Here is a 21561-nt window from a genome sequence, read left to right as displayed (position 1 = left end):
GCAGGATGACTGACATCAATCGCATTATCGGTGTTGATTTTGACAATACAATTGTCAGCTACGACGACCTCATGCACAGGTTAGCAGTTGAAAAAGGTTGGATTTCTCCCGAAGTTAGCAAAAGTAAAAAGCAAATCCGCGACTGCATTCGCCTGTTGCCCAAGGGGGACAGAGAATGGCAAAAATTGCAAGCAATTGTCTACGGTCGCCAGATGCAAGAAGCCAAGTTAATAGAAGGAGTGCTGACGTTTTTTAAGTTGTGTCAGCAACACCGAATGCGAGTTTATATTGTCAGTCACAAAACCGAGTACGCTAATTACGACGAAACCCAAACAAATCTGAGAGAAGCCGCGCTAGCTTGGATGAATAGCCACAGTTTTTTTGCAGGCAGCGGGTTGGGATTAACTCAAGAACAAGTTTATTTTGAATCTACAAGAGCCTCAAAAATAGAGCGAATAAAACAGCTAAACTGTACGGATTTCATAGACGATTTAGAAGAAACATTTCTGGAGGAATCCTTTCCGAACAGCGTTAACAAGATTCTGTACGCGCCGAATTACCAACCTGCCGAGATCCCAACAGTAAAAGCAGTTATAAAATGGCAAGAAATTAATGAATATTTTTTCTCAACAACCTGAAAACATAACTGCGAAAGTCCAATCAGCTTGCTCGGCACTGCTAGGACTAGAAATTACTGATATTGAAAAAATAGGTGGGGGACGCAACAGCCGCGTTTACAAACTATCTTGCGAAAATTATAGTTACTACGCTGCTAAAGTATATTTCCGCCACAATTCAGACAAAAGAAACCGCCTACAAACTGAATTCTCTAGCTTGCAATTCCTCTGGGAAAACGGCGTGAAAAGCATTCCGCAACCGATTGCCGCTGACCGCAACTTGGGGTGCGCCGTCTACGAATACATCGCGGGCGAAAAAATTATACCGCAAGAGGTGACAAATAATGAAATAGATGTTGCTGCCAACTTCTTGGTACAATTGGCGGAACTTAAAAGCAGAGAAAATAGTCATCTTTTGCCACAGGCATCGGAGGCATTTTTTTCAGTTCGAGGCGTTGTTGACAATATTGAACAGCGATATAAGAGGTTGTCGTCACTTCCTAAGAGCGAGACACCGTACATTGAACTGGAAAATTTTTTGACCGATGACTTCCTGCCGGCTTGGAGTAAAATAGCAACATGGTGTCAGGAAAGGCTCAGTCAGTCGCAAATGTCTTGGGACGCAGAGATAGAGGAGGAAGAAAAAACGCTGAGTCCCTCAGATTTTGGTTTTCACAATGCCATAAGGCGGGATAATGGCGAAATAATATTTGTGGATTTTGAATATTTTGGCTGGGACGACCAGGCTAAAGCGATCGCAGATTTCCTGCTCCATCCAGCGGTGGAGTTGGGGGAGAGCCTAAAACAGCGGTTTCTCGACCAGATGCTGGGCGGTTTTAAAGACAGCAAACATCTGGCCGAGCGAGTCGAAATAGTCTATCCCCTATTCGGATTGAAGTGGTGTCTGATACTCTTAAATGAGTTTGTGCCTCAAGACTTGCTGCGGCGCGGGTTCGCTCAAGCGATCGACTTAGACCGCAGCAAATTGCAGATAGAACAGTTGGCAAAAGCCAAACGAATGTTACAAAAAATTCTGGCAAATTATGAGCAGTTCCCCTACGGTGGCCGAACACCTAAAAACTAATTCATCTGGACTGGACAGCCGCTCTAGAGAAATTCGCAAAACCATTGTTAAAATACTGGAAGCGAGCCGCAGAGGTCATGTAGGTTCTACATTCTCGCTAATAGAAATATTGCGGGTGCTTTACGACGACGTACTGCGGTATGATTCTAAGAACCCGAAGTGGTCGGAGCGTGATCGCTGCATCCTCAGCAAAGGACACGGCTGTCTCGCTCTCTACGCAATTCTTGCCGAAAAAGGTTTCTTTCCCGAATCCGAACTCTGGAAATTTTGCCAAAGCGACGGCATTTTGGGAGGACACCCGGAATACAGCAAAGTTCCCGGCATCGAAGCATCTACAGGAAGTTTGGGTCACGGTTTGTCCATAGGGATTGGGTTTGCTCTCAATGCCAGGTACGAGAAAGCCAATCACCGCACTTTTGTGATTTTGGGAGATGGCGAGTCAAATGAAGGCTCCGTCTGGGAAGCAGCTATGTGTGCCGGCAAACACAAACTAACAAATTTAACCGTGCTTGTAGACTACAACAAGCACCAATCCTACGGCACAACCTATGAAGTTCAAGATTTAGAACCGCTAGCGGACAAGTGGAGAGCTTTCGGTTTCGCGGCGACAGAAGTAGACGGTCACAGCGTCGAAGAACTGCGTTCTGTTTTGTTGAATTTGCCGATCGCACCCAATAAACCAACTGCAATTATCTGCCATACAGTGAAAGGCAAAGGCATTCCATTTGCTGAAAACAATTTGAAATGGCACCACAAAAATAAAGTATCCGACAGCGAGATTCAATCGATGCTGGCAGCTTTGGAGGAAAACTAAATGCGTCAACTTTGCCTGGACACAGTGTATGAATTGGCCAAGAAAGACAGCCGGATTTTCTTCATTGGCTCAGACCTCGGTTTCGGTACTCTCCAAAAATTTAAAGAGGAGATGCCGGAGAGATTTTTAATGGAAGGCGTTAACGAAGCCAATATTGTCGGCATGGCGGCTGGCTTGGCTCTAGAAGGCAAGATTGTGTATGTAAATACGATCGCCACCTTTCTCTCCCGCCGCTGTTTTGAACAGATTGTTTTAGACTTGTGCCTGCACAACGTTAACGTCCGCTTAATCGCCAACGGCGGCGGCGTAGTGTACGCGCCGCTGGGCCCAACTCACCTGGCAATTGACGACATTGGAATTTTGCGGACAATTCCCCGGATGACAATTGTCGCACCGGCTGACGAAGCTGAAATGGGGCGGCTGATGCCGGAGACAGTCGATTATCGGGGGCCGATTTACATCCGTTTAGGCAAGGGAAATGAGCCGATTTTAACGACAGATGAGATCCCCTTTCAAATTGGCAAGGCAATTCCCATGCGCGAAGGAACTGACGCGCTGATTATTACCACTGGCGTTACTTTAAAGGCGGCTTTAGATGCGGCAGCCAATCTCAGCCAACAGGGGTTAGAAGCAGCCGTACTTCACGTTCATACTGTCAAGCCGCTGGACTCGGATGCTATTTTCAAATATGCTGCTGACGTGCCTGTAATTGTCACTATTGAAGAACACACTTTGATGGGGGGACTAGGCAGTGCTGTGGCTGAATTAGTTGCAGAGGCTAACTTTAACCCTGCCAAGCGGTTCAAGCGCATTGGCATTCCGGATGTATTCCCGGAACAATACGGTTCTCAAGAGAGTCTGATGGCGCTGTACGGCATTACCGCTGAAAAGTTGGCTGCCACAGTCGCAACTCTTGCTGAACGGCGGCGCGAACCGCTACAAGCGGTTGGTGCATAAGGTGCTTGTAGTCTCGCTTTATCTGTGGTAAATTGCTGTTGAGCGGTGGCATTAACTGTGTAGTGGGGGACAGGAGTTTGGCCTACGTCGATTTCATTACAAAGGTGCATACGAGTACCAAGCGCAATTATGTCGAACGTGTCGTCGAGTACGACAAGGCTGAGTGCGCCACAATTGCTAAGCATTACGGGAAAGATTACTGGGACGGCGATCGCAAGTACGGTTACGGCGGCTATCGCTATGACGGCCGCTGGCGTCCAATTGCTGAGAAAATGGCTCAGTATTACGGTCTCAAATCAGGGGACAAAATTCTTGATGTGGGATGCGGCAAGGGGTATTTGCTTTACGAGTTAACTCAAGCTGTCCCTGGAGTAGAAATTGTCGGTCTTGATATTTCCGAGTACGCAATTAAAAATGCTAAGGAGGAAGTAAAGCCGTTTTTGCAGGCGGGTAATGCTACTGCATTGCCTTACCATGACAATACTTTTGATTTTGTAGTTTCGATTTTGACGCTCCACAATTTGTACAACTACGAACTGCAGCAAGCTTTGCAAGAAATTGAGCGGGTAGGAAAGCAAAATAAGTACATTGTTGTGGAGTCCTACAGAAACGAGCAAGAAAAAGTAAACCTGCTCTACTGGCAGCTAACCTGCCAATCGTTTTATACTCCCCAAGAGTGGGAGTGGTTTTTCAAGCAAAGTGGCTATACGGGGGATTATGGTTGTATCTTCTTCGAGTGAATCCCGACAAGCTGACAGTCGCCGTCTGGTAAATTCATTTTTTAATTTAGCCGAAAATGAGGCGGTAGACCATTTTTTAAGGGACGGCTATATTATATTTGACTTGGAAGACAGTTCTCTCTTGAATGCGATTAGGAAAAATATCTATCAGTCAGCAGTTGAATTACTTGGCGATCGAACTCAGCTTGATGAGGATGATTTTTTTGATAAAACCCATGAAATTATTCCCATAAAAGAATTAAATGATTTTCGAGTGAAGTTGATCGCTCGGATGAATCATGACAAAAGTTTAAGACCCTCAATATACGCTCTCGGAAAAAAGTACATTGATTGGTTGGTTGGCAATGAATTAGCAATGCAGAGGAACTGCAATTTGAGCATTCAGTTTCCCAAAGATGACAGTTCCCTGCTGCCGCTTCATTCTGATGTGTGGTCGGGAAATTCGCCTTATGAAATAGTTTTTTGGCTGCCTTTTGTAAATTGTTACAGAACGAAGTCGATGTTTATCTTACCTAGGCATGAATCTGAGGCAGTGTTTAGGAACTTCAAACAATACTCCCATTTGACGGCTGAAGATTTTTACCTAAAAATTCAAGAACAACTGGTTTGGTTAGATGTTAAATACGGACAGGGAGTGATTTTTTCTCACTCGCTGCTGCACGGAAACCGCATTAATAAAGAAGCAGAAACTAGATGGACAATGAATGTGCGGTTTAAAAGCTTGCTTTCTCCTTATGGAACTAAGGAATTAGGAGAATCTTTTTTGCCGATTACAATGCGTCCTGCTACCAGAATTGGGTACAATTATATTAAACCGGAGTGCTGATGAAATCAACAAAAGGTTGGAGGGGATATATTTCCAGCCGCGAAATCGGCGAGAGCACGATTCCTCAAAGGCTGCAAAATATGGTAATTCGCAATTATGCTCAAAGTAAAGGAATGGTATTTCTTTTAAGCGGTACTGAATACTATATGGATAATTGCTACATGATGTTAAGTGCTTTGTTGGAAGAGTTAGAGAAAATAAGCGGGATTATTTTTTACTCTGTAAAATTACTTCCCCCGGATTTGACAGAGAGGAAAAAGATATACAGCGCGGTGTTAAGCAAGGGATGCGGGCTGCATTTTGCACTGGAAGAACTTGCTATTGTCCAAGAAAATGATACGGAATTAATAGAAGATATAATAGCTTGCAAGCTACTGACCGGGAAGGTAAAAAATAGTTTTTTGTGGGAAGAAATGCTTAAAAACAGCTCGTAGGCATATTTTTGTTATTTAGCTAGCAGGATAAGGAGCAAAAAGCAGAGGCAAGTGAATATTCATGAAAATGCAGCACAAAAAATTAGAAAAAGATTCTTTAGCTATTTACGGGGGAACAAAAATTCGTTTAGAACCTATGCCAGCCCGCAATGCTGTGGGAGATGAAGTTCTCCAGATAATAGAGGAGGTAGTCGAACATTACAAAGCGAGAAATATTGATTTTGGATATCAGGATACGTACGAAAAGCTGTACACAGAAGCCTTTGTTCGCTATCTGGAAGTAGATGGGTTTGCTGATGCTGTAAGCACTGGAACAGCAGCATTATTTGTGGCGATCGCAGCTTTGCAGTTGCCACCTGGCAGTCATGTAATTGTTTCGCCCATTACAGATCCCGGCACAATAAGCGCAATTATCCTCAATCAGTTAGTCCCCGTACTAGCTGACTCCAGCCCTAACTCTTATAACATGGGAGCAGAACAGTTTGAACAGCGAATCAGTGACAAAACAAGGGCTGTTGTTGTGGTACACGCTGCTGGTCAAGCTGCTCCGGTAGATGCGATCGCTCAAATTGCAAAAGAAAAAGGGATATATCTTGTTGAAGATTGCTCGCAAGCGCATGGAGCCAAGCTGAACGGGAAAAAAGTCGGCACCTTCGGAGATATTGCCGCCTTTTCAACCATGTATCGAAAAGCTCACGCAACAGGCGGGTGCGGGGGTGTGATTTTTACTCGCTCTCAACAGCTTTACAATCTAGTTCGAGCTTTTGCAGATAGAGGGAAGCCCTTTGAAAGGCCGGATTTTAATGAAAAAGACCCCACAACCTTTTTGTTTCCAGCATTAAACTTAAATCTTGATGAAGTTTCCTGCGCCATCGGATTAAAATCCTTGGAAAAATTAGATAACACAATCAAAAAAAGAATTACTTTTTTGCACAAATTGAACGAAGCTATAAAAAAACACTCAAAAGTTTGCTTTCCCTCAAGTATATCTAGTGATGATTCTCCATTTTTTTATCCTGTATTTGCTGATATAACAAAAATATCGTGTTCAAAAAAGGAATTTGCACAAGCTATTGAAAGCGAAGGTGTGAGCCTTAACCCAGATTATATGTATGTTGTGAGGGAGTGGCCTTGGGTACAGCCGTATTTAGCAGATAGATTTGACTGTCCGAATGCGGTTGTTACCCGTCAAAACTCTTTCAACATTCTTTTAAATGAAAATTATGGTATGAAAGAGCTGGAAGATATATTAGCTGCTATCATCAAAGTTGAACAAGTTTACTCAGTGTAATTAGGAGATATTGAATATGGATGAGTTTTTTGGAACTGGTGCATCGCAACGAGCAAAAGAAGTTTACAGTGGACTTGAGGTTGAGCAGTCTGGCGATGGCTTATTGCTTGGACCCTACAACACTCATCATTTAATTTCTGACCCAAAACGAATTGGTTTTCTATTTGCTAGATATAAGTTTGTAGCAAAAATGCTGCAAGGCTCTGGTAAAGTCTTGGAAATCGGTTGTCAGGAAGGGTTGGGTTCAATGGTGGTAGCCCAATCGGTGGGTCACCTAGTCGCAACTGATTTCTACAAACCGCACATAGAAAGTTGTTTGAGTCGATTAACAGCTCAGGCGAAAAATATAGAATTCAGAGGTCACGACATCATTGAGGGCCCACTTGAGGAAAACTTTGACGGAGTTTTTTCTCTGGATGTGATAGAACATATAGATCCTTTGCAAGAAGAAAAGTTCATGGCTCATGTCGTTGCCAGTCTATCAGAGCATGGTGTACTGGTATTGGGAGCACCATCTTTAGAATCTCAACAATATGCGTCACCACACTCAAAGGAGGGTCACATCAACTGCAAAAGTGGCGAGGTAATGCGCGCATTTTGCCAGCGCTTCTTCCACAATGTATTTATGTTTGGCATGAACGATGAAGTAGTGCATACTGGGTTTTTGCCTATGGCGCACTATCTAATTGCCTTGTGCGTTCACCCGAAGAAAGAGGTCGCGTGATGACATCTGTAACGGGAGCCGACATCCGGGCAGGGTTTGAACGATTAGGTCTGATAGGCAAACGGGTTGTCGTTCATTCATCCCTCCGAAGTTTTGGTAATGTAATTGGCGGTGTAGATACCGTAGTAACAGAAATGATTAATAGCTTTGAGACAATTTTAGTACCAGCTTTTTGCTGGGATTCCAACGCGCCTCCTCCCCCCCACGACCGACCAGAGCAAAATGGCTGCGACTACTCATTTTATGAAGGTTGGACAAAACCGTTAAAACCTTTTATTGTAGAATCGGCTGGTATAGAACCTAAAATGGGAATTATCAGCCGGAAGTTTGTCAGCCTTCCCCTGTCGCGGCGCAGCGCTCATGCGTGGCATTCATGGGTAGCTTGGGGTTCTATGGCAGAGCAATTAGTTGAAAATCATTCTTGGGAAACAACAAACTTGCCGCTTGAGAGATTGGCAAACCTGGACGGACAATTGCTGCTAATGGGTGTGGGTCTTTCCTCTTGCACAGCCATTCATATTGCAGAGGAACGCGCTGGTCGTCGCCCTTTTATCCGATGGGCAACTGATAGGAACGGTGAAGTCAAACGAGTGAGGGCTGCTGGATGTGCTAAAGGCTTTGATAAGCTGATCCCATATTGCTGCAGAGAACTATTTTCCGAAACTTATGTGGGAGATTGCAGAATTCTATCAACGCCTTTGGAACCTTTTATAGAACATATGGTCAAAGTTATCAGTTCTCATCGTGAGTTAACTCCGTGTTCGGATACTTGTTTGAGGTGCAGAGATGTGCTTCTGGGAGGGCCGCTCGTTTAAGTTAAATTGCTTTCTTTTTCAAAAAGCAATTATAGAGTGTTGGATTTAAGCCAGTTACTAACTAATAAGGAGAAACCATGACAGCAACAGCCGATAGAGCCAATCTCCTCAATCGAGATGAAAAACTTGGCAATGCTTTGCCCGTGCCCCACTTACCCCCAAGGATGTTAATGGACTTGCAAGAGGGGTACTGTAACCTCAAATGTCCTAAGTGCATCGTTCACGGCCCTGATGACAACGAGGCAATCAAAGCCATTAGGGGTTATATGTCGGTTGAGGATGCACGCAAAATTTTAGATGAGGTGATGGAGGCGAAACCTTTAATTCAGCCTATCCTCTGGAGCGAACCCTTGTTATCCAAAAACTTCCGCGAACACATGACCGCCATGAAAGAGCGCGGAATAGCTGTCGCAATGAACACGAATGGGCTGTTATTGACCGAAGACATTGCCCAATTTTTCGTTGATATCAAACTCGATTCTGTGTTTATTAGCATTGATGCTACAACGAAGGAAACTTTGGAGAAAGTTCGGGGAGTTGATAGATTAGACAAAATTCACAACGCTGTCTTTACGATGCTCCGTGTTAGGGGAGAGGCAACTTATCCCCGCATTGGAGTCTCCTTTGTGATTGAAAAAGAAAACCTGCACGAAAAAGATGAGTTCGTTGCATACTGGTCGCAATACGTTGATGTCGTCCGCGTCAATGAATTCTATGAAGGAGGTAGGTGGCAAAATAATATACCTATCCCCGAAAAGCGAGTCCCCTGTCAGTCGCTTTACCACACGATGGCCGTTCACCACAATGGCAATGTTTCAGTGTGCTGCCTCGACGGTTTTGGGGAGACAAACTTGGGTAACGTTTTTAAAGAGGGCGTAAAGGGCGTGTGGCACGGCGAGAAATTTCAGAATGTCCGCCACTATCACGAAACAGGTCAGTACGACAAAGTTCCCTTTTGCAAAAACTGCAATGTTTGGGCTAATTATCAATACGAGGAGGAGATGGTGGACAACCTGTTGATCCGTCGCGCCCCTGGAATGACCTACTACAACAGGCTTGATCGGCTGTCTGCATGGAGATGTGGATTGCTTGGCGGTCATACATCTGAGCTAAAGGGTGATGCCATTGATTTTTCCGATCAAACTGTCAATTAGGCTGCCATAAGGCTATGCGCTGTCAGCAGTTGATTATAAGCTATCCACTATGTCTGTGCCTCTCAGCATTAATATAAAGCCTATTTAATTATTAAATAGGCTTTATATTAATAATATTAAAATATCCTAGTTTCAAAATCTTGCTCCCTGATGCTCTGATACCCAATCCGGGTTTTTTACCCCTTTTATCACTCGGATATTGAAATCGCTTTTGACCTCTTACTCTCAGATGCTATCTCCGTGCGAGTAAGAGGTCAAACTACACAAACTTTCGTCCGCTGACCCGGACTAAGAATAAAGGGGGTGTTTAAGGCGGAACAACAAAGCATTGCGTATTCTGACTAATGAAATAAACACCCCCTACCTACATTTAGGAGAAAAACATGACAGTCAAATCCCTATTGCAATACTACCAGGAAAATAAATTTAATCCTGTGCCGATCCCACTCGGCACGACATCAGATTGGGATTCGCACTTTGCTAAGCGTCATAACCTTTACCAAAGGCATTTAGGAATTCCGCTTTCTTTGTTGAAATGTTGTTCAGTTCTTGAGTTTGGCTGTAATTCAGGGGAAAATGCCTTGGTTCTAGCTTCTGTTGGTGCGAACCTCACCTTGGTGGAGCCAAACGATCAAGTCTTCCCCCGACTGAAAGCGCTTTTCCAGCACTTTGGTCTTCAGGAACGGATTGTGGAATTAGTGCAAACCGGTATAGATTCCTTTGAGTCCGAGACACGTTACGATATTGTCCTTGCAGAAGGCTTTTTGTACACGCTGCCCAATCGCGACTCATTGTTGCTAAAAATCAGCAAACTTCTTAATCCAGGCGGGTTTGCAGTCGTAGCTTTCGGTGATCGATGCAGCCTTTTCCTCGAAATGGTAAGGCGAATGGTTCTATGGCGTGCCTATCAATTACAAGGTATTAATGATGTTCACAGCGACGAAGCCCTCAATCTTGCCAAACGTTTCTATGGAGAAGATTTCGCGCAGCTCAATGCTTCGCGACCTTTTGAAGTTTGGTGGAAAGATACAATGGTATGCCCGTTTTTAAGTTCAGCGTATCATTGGAGCTACCCAGAAATTCTTTCAATCCTAGAAAGGGCAGGCTGTGAATTTTATTCCTCTTCGCCTCAATGGGGTTCGATGAATCACTTTAATTGGTACAAGAATGTTCTGGACACACAAAGTCGTCACTCACAACTTCTCAAAAATTGGGCGAGCGTTTTTCCATTTTTCTTAACTGGGTTATCTCCCTCCGATTGTGAATGGCAGTCGGCACCTTGTGAAGTTATTAATTCCGTTGTTGCGCTAGTAGCGAAGCTGGCCGACTATACAATAGATTCTTCTGTGGAATCAATTGTATACCCTGATTCGCTGAACGAATACCTTAGCGAAAGTAAAGATATAAGGCTACAACAGTTAAATTTAGAGATGAATAATTTGTATAAGGCGATAAAATCCGCTCGATTAGAGGAATTGCTTTCTGCATATCACGAGACAAAGTGGGTGCGAGAATTGTGGGGAACGCCTCAGCACTACATTTGCTTCACTAAATCAGTTTAATTGAAATTTCTGAAGTAGGTGTAGATAGCAATTTAGAAAGACACCAAGTTCATACTCTAACTGGAGAGAAACATTGACTACCCCTAAACACTGTTTAGTCACCGGTGCCGCCGGCTTCATAGGCAGTCACCTGTGCGATCGCCTCCTTGCTCTGGGCCATGCCGTAACTGGTTTAGACAGCCTAATTACAGGTCGCCTCGCCAACTTAGAAACGGCTAAAACCTACAATACCTTTAAATTCCTAGAACAAGACACAGCAGCCATTACGCCCTCTACTCTAGAAGGCATTGACTGGGTATTTCACCTCGCAGGATTAGCGGATCTAGTCCCTTCTATCGAGAACCCCGGCAACTATTACCACGCCAACGTCCACAGTACCTTTGCCCTCCTAGATGCCTGTCGCCACGCCCAAATCCAGAGGTTCATTTACACGGCATCCTCCACCTGCTACGGTATTCCCGACCAATATCCCACCCCGGAAACCTATCCTTGCTCTCCCGAACACCCCTATGCCCTCACCAAGTATTTGGGAGAGCAATTGGTGCTGCACTGGGCGAAAGTCTATAAACTCCCTGCCCTCTCCCTACGGCTGTTTAACGTCTACGGCCCCCGCTCCCGCACTACAGGTGCTTACGGTGCAGTTTTCGGCGTTTTCTTAGCCCAAAAGTTAGCCGGACAACCCTTCACCGTGGTAGGAGATGGCGCCCAAACCAGAGATTTTACCTTTGTCAGCGATGTTGTGGAAGCCTTTGTAAAAGCTGCTGAATCAGATATGACGGGTGAAATTATTAACATTTGTTCCGGTCAGCCTCAAAGTGTCCTCACTCTTGTAGAACTGTTAGAAGGTCCTATCACTCATATCCCCAAACGCCCCGGAGAACCTGACTGTACTTGGGGAGACATCACGAAGGCAAAAACCCTGCTGGGATGGCAGCCACAGGTTTCGTTTCCAGAAGGGGTATCGCAGATGTTGGCAAATATTAATATGTGGCGAGAAGCCCCCGTTTGGACGCCTGATTCGATTCAGGAAGCGACAAAGGAATGGTTTGAGCGCCTAGGGAAAAATTAAATCAATGGAGTCAACGCCCCCTCAAGCAGTTAAAGTATTTATTTATCAAGGATCTCGCCTGCTGCTGCAACTGCGAGATCACAAACCTGATATCTTTTTCCCCAACCACTGGGGACTGTTTGGCGGGTTAATAGATGCTGGAGAAACTCCCGCCGAGGCACTGAAGCGAGAAATAGAGGAAGAATTAGGCTGGACACCCCCGGAGTTCAAGTTCTTGCTGAGGTGGGACGACTCAGACGACCCTTGCGTCAATCACATTTTTGCTGCACCCTTGACAGTTGACCTCAGCCAGTTAAAACTAACTGAAGGTCAAGCACTAGGATTGTTTGCACTTGAGGAATTGACTCAGTTGCTCCTAGTTCCTAAAATACCGCGCCTTTTGCCACAAGTCGTCGAAGCGATCGCCTCGGAGGAACTAACTGCCTCTTGGCAAAGTCTAACAAAGTTATCAGCCAGTCCTACCTCTAAATTCCCGAATCTATAATCCATGCAATCATTAAGCTCGCAAGTGCCATTTGCCTCTGATTATTTCCGCCAGCTAGCAGCCCTCAGCGAAAACTTTGAGGCGAGCGATCGCCAATCCCAACTATCCTTTGCTGAAGGTGTGGATCGGGCTGCTGCTTTGGTGTATCGGCAAACTCAGCAAGAAAAAAAGGTAATTTTTATTGGCAACGGCGGCAGCGCAGCGGTGGCCAGCCACCAGGCTATTGACTACTGGCGCAACGGGGGATTTCCGGCTATCGCTTTCAATGACGGTGCCCTCCTCACTTGCATTAGCAACGACTTCGGCTACGAACAGGTATTCAGCAAGCCAATTGCCACTTTTGCTCAACCTGGAGATGTTCTTGTTGCAATCAGCAGTTCCGGACAGTCGGCTAATATCTTGGCAGGTGCTCGTCAAGGAAATCAAACAGGCTGTTACGTAATTACCCTCTCAGCTTTCAAGCCTGATAATCCTTTGCGCCAATTAGGGGACATCAATTTCTACGTTCCTACAAGGGCCTACGGATTTGCTGAAATTACCCATTTATGTATTTGTCACTGTATCTTGGACGGCTTAATGAAAGGTGCTTTGCCGGAATCGCAAGTAACGGATACTGCTGGCGAACGATTGGTTACTGATGTGGGATGAATTAGGGGCAAGCCCCCAGCTTGGTATCGAATCCGCTTGTAGGAGAATGATTTAAGTATTCATGTGCGAACGTAAAATCTCAATGTTGGTTAAGAGGGCGGAATTTAACGTTAGTGAAACCCGACGTTGCGGTTGAGTAAAGTACCTAGCAATCCCTTGAATAACTTGATATCAATTAACGGTAACGAAACGCGAGATATGCACAACACTCAGAATCCGGAGATAGCAGCGGTTAATTTTCACCAACAGGCAAAACTTTACTCTAGCCAAGGAAAACTAGATGAAGCCGTTGCAGCCTGCGAGCAAGCCCTCGATATTCAGCCAGATTTTCCCGAAGCCTGTAAGATGATGGGGAATCTATTGCAAGCTAAAGGCAAGGTAGAGGCAGCAAGGGATTGGTACACAAAAGCGATTAAAATTCAGCCTGATTATGCGGAAGCTTTAGCTAATATAGGCACTTTGTATGCTTTGCAAGGAGAGTGTCAGCAGGCTATTAGCTTTTACCAAAAAGCGCTAGCATCTCAACCCAATTTCGCTGGAGTTTACCGAAACTTGGCTAGGATATTTTCGCAGCTTGGTAAGTGGCAGGAATCTGGTGAGGCTTGGTATCAGGCTTTTATTCTGGAGCCAGAACAAGTAACAGCACAGGAATATCTCAACTTAGGCAATACCTTTTTGGATCGAGGCAAGTTAGAAAAAGCAATCGTATGTTATGAAAGTGCTATTCGGATTCAGCCCGACATCTCGGAGGTTCACTGCAAATTAGAGTTGGCTTTACAAAAAACAAGTAAAATTATTGAAGACTTCACTGGCGGCAGCCCAGCTATGGAACTCAACTCAGACAGTATAGAAGTATGCTACAAACTCCTCAATAATCAACCGCATAACTTTGAAAGTTACTTAAATTTAGGTAATGCTTTAGTTAAACAAAATCAAGGGTCGGCAGCTATCATCAATTATCGCCATGCTATAGAGCTAAATCCCCACAGCTATGATGGTTGGTATAGATTAGGATTAGTTTTAGCAAACCAGGAAATTTTTGAGGAAGCAATTAGCTGTTACCGTCGCGCATTGGAACTCAACTCCGATAGCATTGAAGTTCATAGCGATTTGTGGACAATTATCAATCAACGACAAAACTGGGCCGAAGCCACTACTTGGTATCGTCTAATTCTTGAGAAACAACCGGATTCTGCCGTGACCTACTATTATTTGGGAACAGCTCTATCCTGCCAGGAACTGTGGGAAGAAGCGACCATCAGTTGCCGTCGGGGTATAGAATTAAACCCAGGTTACTTTTATTTGCACTTGCTATTGGGAACCGCTCTCACTCAACTTGAAAAATGGGAGGAAGTAGTTGCAGCTTACCGCTATGCGATTAATTTTAACCCAACTTTTGATGGAACATACAGTTATTTAGGGGATGCTCTGTTGAAATGCTCTAAGTGGGAGGAAGCTATTGCAGCTTACCGTCGAGCTCTTGAACTTGCGCCAGAAGCTCATGGTATTCACCAGAAGCTGACAGAGGCAATTAGACAGCGCACTCAGTCTGATTTGGCTGAAACGATCGCTTGGTACCGTCGCATCATTGAACTCAATCCCGACCAACTGGAAGCTTACTACAGTCTCCTAAAAATTCAACCCGATAACTTTGAAGTTTACTTCGAGTTAGCAAATGTTTTAGTTCAACAAAATAAATTAGAGGAAGCTGTCGCCAATTATCGGCGCGCAATAGAACTCAATCCCCGCAGTTGGAACTGTTACATCAATTTAGGGGAAACCTTAATGCAACAAGGCAATCTGGATGAAGCGACTGCCTGTTTCTGCCGTGCAATTGAGTGCGATCTAAACCGTGATGAGTCTTACAAAAAATTAGAGGAGGTCTTCAGGCAGAAAGGTAAACTAGATCCCGAACCAAGCTCTCAGGGTTGGAGCTGGCAACAGCTCCTAGAGTCACTAGCCCGCGGATTCTATATATCGGGAAGATTCGACAAGGCTATGAGACTGCTTCTCAAAGCTACAGAAATACAAAATGAGCTGGTTAAAGCCTATCAACTCGATAAGTTAGGAATCAGGTTTATCACCTACGAGTGGGGGTGTGCCATAGGCCACACCGCCTTGTTGGATTACTATTTTAAGATGAACATTCTTGGCTGGCTCCCCCAGCAGCGCACTATTTTATGGATGCCCGCAGAAAATATAGCTAATCCTTGCTATATGAATTACTGGCGAGATTATTTCCAAATAGAGTTTCCCGTTCCGGAAAAGTTGACAATGGTGTTCCCATTAGTGAAGTACCTGAAATACTCGCTCGGTACAACAACTCTACCTAACGGGCAAACTGTATCGGTGTCTTACGGCCAAATGATGGTTCAAAAACAGTGGGAAGCAGAGGGGCGATCGCACCTGCTTACTTTGTCAGATGCAGATGGCGATCGAGGTTGGCGGTGTCTGGAAGAACTCGGAGTACCGAAGGACGCTTGGTTTGTTAGTCTCCACGTTCGAGATACAGGCTGTAGCAATGGACAGTGGAACGGTTCGACTCGTGCTGGACGCAATGCACATATTGACACATACTTGCTAGCAATCCAGTCGATTGTGGCACGGGGGGGTTGGGTGATCCGCATGGGCGATCGTAACATGAAACCTTTACCAAAAACCGATGGGGTAATCGATTACGCCCACAGTGAAGCTAAGAGCGATTGGATGGATGTTTTTCTGTGGGCTAAGTGTCGGTTCTTTATAGGAACTTGTTCTGGACCTGCTCACGTACCCCCTACCTTTGGTGTCCCTTGCGCTCAGACAAACTGGGCATCATTGCAGTTTAGATCGTCTTTTAGCCAGGATATCTTAATTCCCAAGCTTTACTGGCATGAGAAGGAGCAGCGCTATCTGACCTTTGCGGAGATGCTCTCTCCTGCTTATATTGTCTGTGAAAATATAGACTTTTTTGCCTCCGTAGGTGTCAAAGTAGTAGACAATACCCCCCAGGAAATCAATGACTTGGTTTTAGAAATTATCGAGCGGTTGGAAGGGACAATTCACTACGCAGAATACGAGCGGCTATTGCAGGAGCAGTTCAACAAACTGGTAGATCCTGATGGAATTTATGGCGGGGCTAGAATAGGACGTGCCTTTTTGGGCAAGTACGCTCATCTTTTACCGAATGGCTAATTGGAACTGAAAGTAATATGAAAATTTTAAGTATTCACAGGAAACCCGCAAGTTTTACAAGTATTTAACTAAAGAGTTATTAGGTTTTTTATTATTCATATAACTTTAATAAATTAATCAAAGACCAATAACTATAAAAGGGAGGTTAAGGACATGAATCAAGGCGAATCACTAAAAAATCATGACCAATTAGAGGTAACTATTGGCAGCTACCTGGCAGTCCTTGCTAAGAACCCGGACAACGCCGAAGTTCACTACGAACTGGCAGAAATTTATCATTATCAAGGGAAATTAGAAGAAGCGATCGCAGCTTACCGCAGGGTTATTCAATTGAAGCCGGATCTGGTAATAGCACACCACAACTTAGGAGAGGCTCTAACAAAACTCGGTCAACTCGATGATGCGATAACATCGTACCGCAAAGCCATTGAATTGAACCCGGATTTTTCCTGGTCTCACAACACTTTAGGCGATGCCCTAAAAACACTAGAAAAGTGGGAAGATGCAGTAGATTCTTACCGCAAAGCGATTGAGTTGAACCCTGATTTTTCTGGGTCTTACTCCAACTTAGGAGATGTCTTAAGCCAACAGGAGCAGTGGGAGGAAGCACTTGCAGCTTTCCGTCGCGCTCTTGAACTAAACTCAAATAACTTTGGCTCTTACTACAACTTAGGGGTAGTTCTAGAACAACAGCAACAGTGGGAAGAAGCAGCCCGCGCCTACCGCTGTGCTGTTGAGAGCAACCCTAATTTTGCATCTTATCAGAGGTTGGGGCATAGTTTAGTCAAACAAGGCAATTTCGATGAAGCGATCGCCGCTTATCAAAAGGCAATTCTATTGAATCCAAATGATAGCAAAATTCATCATCTTCTCGGAGATGCCCTGCAACAGCGAACTCAGTTGGACATGGCTCGGTCAATATCTTCTTACCGCCATGCTATTGAACTAAATCCAGATGATTTGCAAACTTACCGCAATTTCTTGCAGATTCAACCCGATAATTTGGAAGTATTGTTGCAATTTGGGAATAAGCTCGTCCAAATTGAGCAGTGGGAAGAAGCAGGTACTACTTACCATCACGCCGCAGCACTCCATCCAAACTCCTGCGAAGCTTACCAAAATTTAGCGAAAACTTTAGCAAAACAGGGTAATGTCGAAGCAGCTATTAACTGTTATCGCCGCGCAGTCGATATTGCCCCCAACACTTGGGAGTTGCACCAATTGTTAGGAGAAACACTCATACAACAAGATGAGATGCTAGATGAAGCGATCGCCTGTTTTGGCCGCGCGATCGAGCTTTTCCCTAATGCCAAGTCTTGCCAGCAGCGAGGAGAAGCCTTAGCAAAAAAAGGTAATTTAGAAGAAGCGATCGCCTCTTACCGCCAAGCTATTGAACTCAACCCAGAATGCTTTGCGTCTCATTGGCAGCTAGGAGTAGCCCTCGGCCGTCAAGGGGATTTCAATGCAGCCGCTGTCTGTTACCTCCGCGCATTGGAACTCAACTCCGAGAGCATTGAAGTTCACAGCTATCTTTGGGCAATTATCAATCAACGACAAGATTGGGCGGAAGCCACAACCTGGTATCGCCAACTTCTTGAAAAACAGCCTGATTCTGCGATGACATACTACTATTTGGGAACAGCTCTATCCTGCCAGCAACAGTGGGAAGAAGCGGCCCTCAGTTGCCGTCGGGGCATAGAATTTAACCCTAGTTACTTTTGGTCGCACTTACTATTGGGAACAGCTCTCACTCAACTTGAAAAGTGGGAGGAAGTAGTTGCGGCTTACCGCTACGCCATTAATTTCAACCCCGCTTTTGATGGAACATACACTTATTTAGGCCAAGCCTTGAGAAAACTCTCTCTGTGGGAGGAAGCCATTGCAGCTTACAGTTGTGCTATTGAACGCAATGCAAATAATATAGATGCTTATAAAGGGTTAGGGGTAAGCTTACTTCAACTAGAGCGAGTAGATGAAGCGATATCTTGCTACAATAAATTTTTATATCTAGAGATTCAATCAGAAAAAACTGAGGAGGATTTAGAGTTAGAAACACTTCTGCTCAAAAAAGGACTGTTAGAGCAGGTCATTAATTGTTATCATCAGACTTTCAATCTCGCTGACACTCACCCTAAAGTTTACTATAAGTTATCTATGTTTCTAGCACGACAAGGCTTGCTGGAGGAAGCTGCAACCTATTTCAAAAAAGCATCCCATATTCCACCTAGAGATGTGGATTATGAGAATATATGGACGTATTTGAATCAAACAAAATGGGGAGACCTGCATGATTCCTATGGTCCAACACGAATCAAATGGGAATCTGTAGAAGCTTATTTCAATAGAACCAGTAAATATAAAATTATTAGTATGCGATTCTTGTCAGAACAAGACCTGATTTTCTTGCAAGAATCTGGGTTGTCGCTATTTCATCTGAAATTAATAGGAGAAGATGACATTGCTTTGGAAGAAATTTATATTAATAGCTTTAACTCTTTTCAACCAATTGAGCTATCTAAAAAGTCCCCCAAAATCACTCTTAAAGAAATCGGAATAGATTGGGAAGCAGAAGCAAATTTTAGTAGACAACAAAATTTTCAGCAAAGTCTGGTAGAAACAGGTTATATTTATTCAATTTGTCCTTTTAGCGGTGAAGTTCTGAGATCGAATCAATCATTTTATATAGAGGGTATAATCCCAATAATAGTTTATCGGTTTGTAGGGAAGCAGATTTTTTATTTAAAGTGCGGTCACGTTCATGGCGGAAAGATGTCTATCTATTTTCCTCACTTAGAATTAATTGTTGTCTTGCCTTCAACTACTCGCGATTGGGGAGCTTTGGGAGATAACGATGTCTTGTTGTTCAATAGATTTAAAGCTTGGCTAGTTAGTAATTGGCAACAGGTAAAATCCTATCTTTGCAACGACAAACCCAAAAAGGTAGCTTCTGTTTTGGGAACAGTACGTAATATGGGTCACGATTTCTGGAATTTATTGACCGGAATACATTACTTGTATGAAAATAAAATTCTTCACAAAGTAAACAAATTTTTAGTAGGCCCTTTCGACCATATCAACATTGGCGATGTATTTCCAGAAATTTCCTCGGAGAATATTGTTAATTTTGGCGATCCTTGGGAAATTTTTAACTATATTTTAGAAAATAATTATGTAGCTGTCATTGCCACGGGATTTTTCTTTAAAGAGGAATTAGCGAATAAAATGCACAGTGGTGCACTTAAAAGATGTTCTCCTGATTCTCTACAAACAGTGGAGAAAGCTAAAAACCATTTTCCGCTGCTGTGGTTGGAAATTCGCAGCTCCAATACCAGAGTGTGGGTATCCCAAGTAGAAGGAATAGCAAATATTATCAAAACCCTCCATTCCGATTTTCCTAACTTGGGAGTTGTTTTTGCTGGCTGGCATCGTTTAGCAATAGACTACCCAGTAGCGGATGCTGTAATCGAAAGGGAAGAAGGGATTAGGAAACAAATTTTAGCTCTCATCCCTCCTGATATTGAGACTTACAGTACAATTGGTCGTCCAATTTATGAAGCTGTCGTCTGGGTGAATGCTATAGATATACATATCACACCGCTGGGATCGGGGGCTATGCTCCCAATCAATATGGCTAATAAGATAGGTGTCTGCTATTCTAACCCAAATAATTTATTGAATGAGCTAGGAATAAAATTAATGTATTGGCGTGAAAATATGATCCAGCAAATATTTATATCTCCCAATTCTGTGGTTTATGATTCATCTGCTTATACCTCTGGTAAGCCAGGAGTTGACTGGCAATTTCACTGTGATTGGAGAGAAATTTACGATAAATTAATTAAAATTCTCGATAATTTCAGTAAAGGTAACTAACATCAAAGCAGTGTGACTAAATCCATAGCGTAATTTAAACCACCGAGTAAATCTATGACTGAAAAATCCTCTATCCTCGTAATTGCTAGCATGCACCGTTCAGGAAGTTCCTTGGTTGCATCCTTGCTGCAAAGTGCCGGTTTGCATATCGGCAGAAAGGTAATGCTGTACCCCGACGAGGGAAATCGCAAGGGGTATTTTGAAAGTTTTGACTTTTGGCATTTTCACCGATCTGTGCTGCGATCGCAAGGAATTGATGAGGATGGTTGGACATTGCAGGAAAATATCGAAGTTGACGATCGTTTTGTAGAAGAAGCAAAAAAAATTGTTTCCCAAAATTCACTAAGTGTTACTTGGGGATGGAAGGAGCCGCGGACGACACTTTTTTTAGAGTTTTGGGCTGAACTGCTGCCCGAAGCTAATTTTTTACTCATTTATCGTTCTCCTTGGGAAGTGATTGATTCTCTCTACCGGCGACACGATGCTTTATTTCAAAGTCAGCCGGAATTGGCCGTAAAAATTTGGCTCCACTACAACAAAAAACTTCTCACTTTTCATAACCGCAATTCCAGCCGTTGTCTCTTGGTTAATCTTTCCACTATTGTCAAAAATAACGAATTATATATTCAGGCAATAAATCAAAAATTTAATACTAATTTGACTGCTCCTGCATCAACCCTCTACGACCCATCCTTACTGCATTCTCAGGGATTGGACAGTTATAGACCTACCTTGATAGAACACTATTTTCCAGAAGCGGTTGAGATGTATCAGGAACTAGACGCCAGAGCATGGCAACCGCAAGAGACACCGGATTTATCTTGGCGCGAACAAATAAAACCATCACTTTACAGATTTTGGGCTTTTCAAGACTGGGTGAATGTTCGCAAACTGGAAAGGGAGAATAAAGCATTACAATCCGAATGCCAGCAGTGTCATTCTCAAGTGCATCAGACTCAGGAAGAACTAGACCAGATTAATCCTCAACTGCATCAGATGAATGAGGTGTTAGAACAATCTCACTCTCAACTGCATCAGACGGAGGAGGTGTTAGAACAATCTCAATCTCAACTGCATCAAAGTCAGGAAGAATTGGAGCAGTTGCGCCTTCAAATGAACCAAAATGAGACTTTATTAGAACAATCTCAATCTCAACTGCATCAAACCGAGGAGATGTTAGAACAATCTCAATCTCAACTGCATCAAACCGAGGAGATGTTAGAACAATCTCAATCTCAACTGCATCAAACCGAGGAGATGTTAGAACAATCTCAATCTCAACTGCATCAAACCGA

The 21561-nt window shown here is 43.8% G+C and carries 17 protein-coding genes and 1 pseudogene; all 18 read left to right on the top strand.

Going from position 1 to position 21561, the window contains the following annotated elements; all coding sequences use genetic code 11:
- Positions 1 to 5: 5 nt before the first annotated feature.
- Positions 6 to 638, top strand: coding sequence for a hypothetical protein (locus tag QUA16_RS02660; protein ID WP_333102391.1), 633 nt, complete (start codon positions 6 to 8; stop codon positions 636 to 638).
- Complete coding sequence (locus tag QUA16_RS02655; protein WP_333102392.1) at positions 613 to 1701, top strand: phosphotransferase; 1089 nt, start codon at positions 613 to 615, stop codon at positions 1699 to 1701. Before QUA16_RS02660 ends, QUA16_RS02655 begins: the two co-directional genes overlap by 26 nt.
- Entirely contained in the window at positions 1661 to 2515 is an 855-nt protein-coding gene (locus QUA16_RS02650; RefSeq protein WP_199292447.1) for a transketolase, read from the top strand. The genes QUA16_RS02655 and QUA16_RS02650 overlap by 41 nt, the downstream gene beginning before the upstream one ends.
- Complete coding sequence (locus QUA16_RS02645; protein ID WP_333102393.1) at positions 2516 to 3472, top strand: transketolase C-terminal domain-containing protein; 957 nt, start codon at positions 2516 to 2518, stop codon at positions 3470 to 3472.
- A gap of 38 nt (positions 3473 to 3510) precedes the next feature.
- The gene (locus QUA16_RS02640) at positions 3511 to 4212 is read left to right on the top strand and encodes a methyltransferase domain-containing protein (RefSeq protein ID WP_333181003.1); all 702 of its coding nucleotides are present in this window, start codon (positions 3511 to 3513) and stop codon (positions 4210 to 4212) included.
- Entirely contained in the window at positions 4190 to 5038 is an 849-nt protein-coding gene (locus QUA16_RS02635; protein WP_333102395.1) for a sporadic carbohydrate cluster 2OG-Fe(II) oxygenase, read from the top strand. The genes QUA16_RS02640 and QUA16_RS02635 overlap by 23 nt, the downstream gene beginning before the upstream one ends.
- Positions 5038 to 5472 (top strand): LIC12192 family sporadic carbohydrate cluster protein, encoded by a 435-nt coding sequence (locus QUA16_RS02630; protein ID WP_333102396.1) that lies wholly within the window; start codon positions 5038 to 5040, stop codon positions 5470 to 5472. Before QUA16_RS02635 ends, QUA16_RS02630 begins: the two co-directional genes overlap by 1 nt.
- 61 nt (positions 5473 to 5533) lie before the next feature.
- Entirely contained in the window at positions 5534 to 6763 is a 1230-nt protein-coding gene (locus QUA16_RS02625; protein ID WP_333181002.1) for an aminotransferase class V-fold PLP-dependent enzyme, read from the top strand.
- Positions 6764 to 6779: 16 nt separating this feature from the next.
- On the top strand, positions 6780 to 7487 hold the full coding sequence (locus tag QUA16_RS02620) for a class I SAM-dependent methyltransferase (RefSeq protein WP_333102398.1): 708 nt from the start codon (positions 6780 to 6782) through the stop codon (positions 7485 to 7487).
- The gene (locus QUA16_RS02615) at positions 7487 to 8302 is read left to right on the top strand and encodes an AAC(3) family N-acetyltransferase (RefSeq protein WP_333102399.1); all 816 of its coding nucleotides are present in this window, start codon (positions 7487 to 7489) and stop codon (positions 8300 to 8302) included. The genes QUA16_RS02620 and QUA16_RS02615 overlap by 1 nt, the downstream gene beginning before the upstream one ends.
- A 77-nt stretch (positions 8303 to 8379) precedes the next feature.
- Positions 8380 to 9456: a radical SAM protein gene (locus QUA16_RS02610; RefSeq protein WP_333102400.1), complete on the top strand. Its 1077-nt coding sequence runs from the start codon at positions 8380 to 8382 to the stop codon at positions 9454 to 9456.
- Positions 9457 to 9839: 383 nt separating this feature from the next.
- A complete protein-coding gene (locus tag QUA16_RS02605; protein WP_333102401.1) occupies positions 9840 to 11018 on the top strand; it encodes a methyltransferase domain-containing protein in 1179 nt (392 codons plus the stop codon).
- A gap of 73 nt (positions 11019 to 11091) precedes the next feature.
- On the top strand, positions 11092 to 12087 hold the full coding sequence (locus QUA16_RS02600; RefSeq protein WP_333102402.1) for an SDR family oxidoreductase: 996 nt from the start codon (positions 11092 to 11094) through the stop codon (positions 12085 to 12087).
- Between the two features lie 4 nt (positions 12088 to 12091).
- Positions 12092 to 12571, top strand: coding sequence for an NUDIX domain-containing protein (locus tag QUA16_RS02595; RefSeq protein ID WP_333102403.1), 480 nt, complete (start codon positions 12092 to 12094; stop codon positions 12569 to 12571).
- Positions 12572 to 12574: 3 nt separating this feature from the next.
- Positions 12575 to 13219 (top strand): SIS domain-containing protein, encoded by a 645-nt coding sequence (locus tag QUA16_RS02590; RefSeq protein ID WP_333102404.1) that lies wholly within the window; start codon positions 12575 to 12577, stop codon positions 13217 to 13219.
- A 165-nt stretch (positions 13220 to 13384) separates the two neighbouring features.
- Positions 13385 to 16393 carry a tetratricopeptide repeat protein gene (locus QUA16_RS02585; RefSeq protein WP_333181001.1) on the top strand — a complete coding sequence of 1003 codons (3009 nt, stop codon included), beginning with the start codon at positions 13385 to 13387 and terminating at the stop codon, positions 16391 to 16393.
- A 153-nt stretch (positions 16394 to 16546) separates the two neighbouring features.
- Positions 16547 to 20266, top strand: coding sequence for a tetratricopeptide repeat protein (locus QUA16_RS02580; RefSeq protein WP_333102406.1), 3720 nt, complete (start codon positions 16547 to 16549; stop codon positions 20264 to 20266).
- Between the two features lie 54 nt (positions 20267 to 20320).
- Positions 20321 to 21561: pseudogene (locus tag QUA16_RS02575) on the top strand (chromosome partitioning protein ParA); the annotation flags it as partial.

It is taken from the genome of Microcoleus sp. S13_C3 (genome assembly GCF_036700905.1).
In the GTDB taxonomy this organism is placed as follows: domain Bacteria; phylum Cyanobacteriota; class Cyanobacteriia; order Cyanobacteriales; family Microcoleaceae; genus Microcoleus.
This window is presented reverse-complemented; position numbering and strand designations above follow the sequence as displayed.

What these genes read in the sequence shown, in the direction of transcription:
- QUA16_RS02660 (WP_333102391.1), top strand. Translation starts at nt 6, where the DNA reads ATGACTGACATCAATCGCATTATCGGTGTTGATTTTGACAATACAATT.
- QUA16_RS02655 (WP_333102392.1), top strand. Translation starts at nt 613, where the DNA reads ATGAATATTTTTTCTCAACAACCTGAAAACATAACTGCGAAAGTCCAA.
- QUA16_RS02650 (WP_199292447.1), top strand. Translation starts at nt 1,661, where the DNA reads ATGAGCAGTTCCCCTACGGTGGCCGAACACCTAAAAACTAATTCATCT.
- QUA16_RS02645 (WP_333102393.1), top strand. Translation starts at nt 2,516, where the DNA reads ATGCGTCAACTTTGCCTGGACACAGTGTATGAATTGGCCAAGAAAGAC.
- QUA16_RS02635 (WP_333102395.1), top strand. Translation starts at nt 4,190, where the DNA reads ATGGTTGTATCTTCTTCGAGTGAATCCCGACAAGCTGACAGTCGCCGT.
- QUA16_RS02630 (WP_333102396.1), top strand. Translation starts at nt 5,038, where the DNA reads ATGAAATCAACAAAAGGTTGGAGGGGATATATTTCCAGCCGCGAAATC.
- QUA16_RS02625 (WP_333181002.1), top strand. Translation starts at nt 5,534, where the DNA reads ATGAAAATGCAGCACAAAAAATTAGAAAAAGATTCTTTAGCTATTTAC.
- QUA16_RS02620 (WP_333102398.1), top strand. Translation starts at nt 6,780, where the DNA reads ATGGATGAGTTTTTTGGAACTGGTGCATCGCAACGAGCAAAAGAAGTT.
- QUA16_RS02615 (WP_333102399.1), top strand. Translation starts at nt 7,487, where the DNA reads ATGACATCTGTAACGGGAGCCGACATCCGGGCAGGGTTTGAACGATTA.
- QUA16_RS02610 (WP_333102400.1), top strand. Translation starts at nt 8,380, where the DNA reads ATGACAGCAACAGCCGATAGAGCCAATCTCCTCAATCGAGATGAAAAA.
- QUA16_RS02605 (WP_333102401.1), top strand. Translation starts at nt 9,840, where the DNA reads ATGACAGTCAAATCCCTATTGCAATACTACCAGGAAAATAAATTTAAT.
- QUA16_RS02595 (WP_333102403.1), top strand. Translation starts at nt 12,092, where the DNA reads ATGGAGTCAACGCCCCCTCAAGCAGTTAAAGTATTTATTTATCAAGGA.
- QUA16_RS02590 (WP_333102404.1), top strand. Translation starts at nt 12,575, where the DNA reads ATGCAATCATTAAGCTCGCAAGTGCCATTTGCCTCTGATTATTTCCGC.
- QUA16_RS02580 (WP_333102406.1), top strand. Translation starts at nt 16,547, where the DNA reads ATGAATCAAGGCGAATCACTAAAAAATCATGACCAATTAGAGGTAACT.